The organism is Enterococcus sp. RIT-PI-f (assembly GCF_001297065.1).
Lineage (GTDB): Bacteria > Bacillota > Bacilli > Lactobacillales > Enterococcaceae > Enterococcus_D.
This window is the reverse complement of sequence record NZ_LHOX01000019.1, coordinates 1-3263: the sequence shown is the minus strand read 5'-3', so window position 1 is coordinate 3263 and position 3263 is coordinate 1. Positions and strand designations below refer to the sequence as shown.

2 rRNA genes are annotated in these 3263 nt (G+C 49.6%); both read left to right on the top strand.

Annotation, left to right across the window (positions count from 1 at the left end):
- The first annotated feature begins 157 nt into the window (after nt 1-157).
- Nucleotides 158-3072: ribosomal RNA gene (locus AEQ18_RS13375) — 23S ribosomal RNA — on the top strand.
- Between the two features lie 75 nt (nt 3073-3147).
- A 5S ribosomal RNA gene (rrf, locus tag AEQ18_RS13370) occupies nt 3148-3263 on the top strand.

Sequence of the window (3263 nt, the reverse complement as noted above, 5' to 3'; positions counted from 1 at the left end):
GTATTGTTCATTGAAAACTGGATATTGAAGAAATCAAAACAAGTAACACACACCGAGTTGAACAAAAAAGAGTTTTTTAATAAGTTCAACGCTTATTTTAGTCAAGCAACCTTCTATCGCTAGAAGAAGTACTTGAAAAACCGACCGTAAGGTCAAAGGTTAAGTGAATAAGGGCGCACGGTGGATGCCTTGGCACTAGGAGCCGATGAAGGACGGGACTAACACCGATATGCTTTGGGGAGCTGTAAGTAAGCTATGATCCAGAGATTTCCGAATGGGGAAACCCAGCATCTTTTATAGGATGTTACGTCTGTGTGAATACATAGCACAGTCGAGGTAGACGCAGAGAACTGAAACATCTAAGTACCTGCAGGAAGAGAAAGAAAATTCGATTCCCTGAGTAGCGGCGAGCGAAACGGGAAAAGCCCAAACCAACAAGCTTGCTTGTTGGGGTTGTAGGACTCCGATATGGTAGTCCATTCAGATAGTCGAAATACTTGGAAAAGTATGTCAAAGAGGGTAAAAACCCCGTAGACGAAATTTGGATGACACCTAGGAGGATCCTGAGTACGGCGGAACACGAGGAATTCCGTCGGAATCCGGGAGGACCATCTCCCAAGGCTAAATACTCCCTAGTGACCGATAGTGAACCAGTACCGTGAGGGAAAGGTGAAAAGCACCCCGGAAGGGGAGTGAAATAGATCCTGAAACCGTGTGCCTACAACAAGTTAAAGCCCGTTAATGGGTGATAGCGTGCCTTTTGTAGAATGAACCGGCGAGTTACGATAGCATGCGAGGTTAAGTTGAAGAGACGGAGCCGCAGCGAAAGCGAGTCTGAATAGGGCGATTGAGTATGTTGTCGTAGACCCGAAACCATGTGATCTACCCATGTCCAGGTTGAAGGTGCGGTAAAACGCACTGGAGGACCGAACCCACGTACGTTGAAAAGTGCGGGGATGAGGTGTGGGTAGCGGAGAAATTCCAAACGAACTTGGAGATAGCTGGTTCTCTCCGAAATAGCTTTAGGGCTAGCCTCGGAATTGAGAATGATGGAGGTAGAGCACTGTTTGGACTAGGGGCCCATCTCGGGTTACCGAATTCAGATAAACTCCGAATGCCATACATTCATATCCGGGAGTCAGACTGTGAGTGATAAGATCCATAGTCGAAAGGGAAACAGCCCAGACCACCAGCTAAGGTCCCAAAATATATGTTAAGTGGAAAAGGATGTGGGGTTGCACAGACAACTAGGATGTTGGCTCAGAAGCAGCCACCATTTAAAGAGTGCGTAATAGCTCACTAGTCGAGTGACCCTGCGCCGAAAATGTACCGGGGCTAAACATATTACCGAAGCTGTGGAGTGCACCATTAGGTGCATTGGTAGGAGAGCGTTCTAAGGGCGTCGAAGGTAGACCGTGAGGACTGCTGGAGCGCTTAGAAGTGAGAATGCCGGTATGAGTAGCGAAAGACAGGTGAGAATCCTGTCCACCGAATGACTAAGGTTTCCTGGGGAAGGCTCGTCCGCCCAGGGTTAGTCGGGACCTAAGCCGAGGCCGAAAGGCGTAGGCGATGGACAACAGGTTGATATTCCTGTACCCGTTGTTTTTGTTTGAGCAATGGAGGGACGCAGGAGGCTAAGAGATGCAGACTGATGGATATGTCTGTTCAAGCAGTAAGTCTTGATAGGAGTCAAATGCTTCTAACTACACGGACAAGCTGTGATGAGGAGGGAAATAATAGTACCGAAGTCTCTGATGTCACACTGCCAAGAAAAGCTTCTAGTGAGAAAACAATGGCCCGTACCGCAAACCGACACAGGTAGTCGAGGAGAGAATCCTAAGGTGAGCGAGAGAACTCTCGTTAAGGAACTCGGCAAAATGACCCCGTAACTTCGGGAGAAGGGGTGCTGCTCTAACGAGCAGCCGCAGTGAATAGGCCCAAGCGACTGTTTATCAAAAACACAGGTCTCTGCAAAATCGAAAGATGAAGTATAGGGGCTGACGCCTGCCCGGTGCTGGAAGGTTAAGAGGAGTGCTTAGCGTAAGCGAAGGTACGAATTGAAGCCCCAGTAAACGGCGGCCGTAACTATAACGGTCCTAAGGTAGCGAAATTCCTTGTCGGGTAAGTTCCGACCCGCACGAAAGGCGTAACGATTTGGGCACTGTCTCAACGAGAGACTCGGTGAAATTTTAGTACCTGTGAAGATGCAGGTTACCCGCGACAGGACGGAAAGACCCCATGGAGCTTTACTGTAGTTTGATATTGAGTGTCTGTACCGCATGTACAGGATAGGTAGGAGCCGTAGAGATCGGGACGCCAGTTTCGATGGAGGCAATGGTGGGATACTACCCTTGCGTTATGGCCACTCTAACCCGCAGCCCTTATCGGGCTGGGAGACAGTGTCAGATGGGCAGTTTGACTGGGGCGGTCGCCTCCTAAAGAGTAACGGAGGCGCCCAAAGGTTCCCTCAGAATGGTTGGAAATCATTCGAAGAGTGTAAAGGCAGAAGGGAGCTTGACTGCGAGAGCTACAACTCGAGCAGGGACGAAAGTCGGGCTTAGTGATCCGGTGGTTCCGCATGGAAGGGCCATCGCTCAACGGATAAAAGCTACCCTGGGGATAACAGGCTTATCTCCCCCAAGAGTCCACATCGACGGGGAGGTTTGGCACCTCGATGTCGGCTCGTCGCATCCTGGGGCTGTAGTCGGTCCCAAGGGTTGGGCTGTTCGCCCATTAAAGCGGCACGCGAGCTGGGTTCAGAACGTCGTGAGACAGTTCGGTCCCTATCCGTCGCGGGCGTTGGAAATTTGAGAGGAGCTGTCCTTAGTACGAGAGGACCGGGATGGACTTACCGCTGGTGTACCAGTTGTCTCGCCAGAGGCATCGCTGGGTAGCTATGTAGGGAAGGGATAAACGCTGAAAGCATCTAAGTGTGAAGCCCACCTCAAGATGAGATTTCCCATTTCTTTAAGAAAGTAAGATCCCTGAGAGATGATCAGGTAGATAGGTCAGAAGTGGAAGGCTAGTGATAGTTGGAGCGGACTGATACTAATCGATCGAGGACTTAACCAAAATTAAAGTAAAACTCGGAAGAGTTTTGATTCTTCAATCCAGTTTTGAGTGAGCAACACTTACTCAATTGAATAGTGTGGTGGCGATAGCAAGAAGGATACACCTGTAACCATGCCGAACACAGAAGTTAAGCTTCTTAGCGCCGATTGTAGTGAAGGGTTTCCCTTTGTGAGAGTAGGACGTCGCCACGC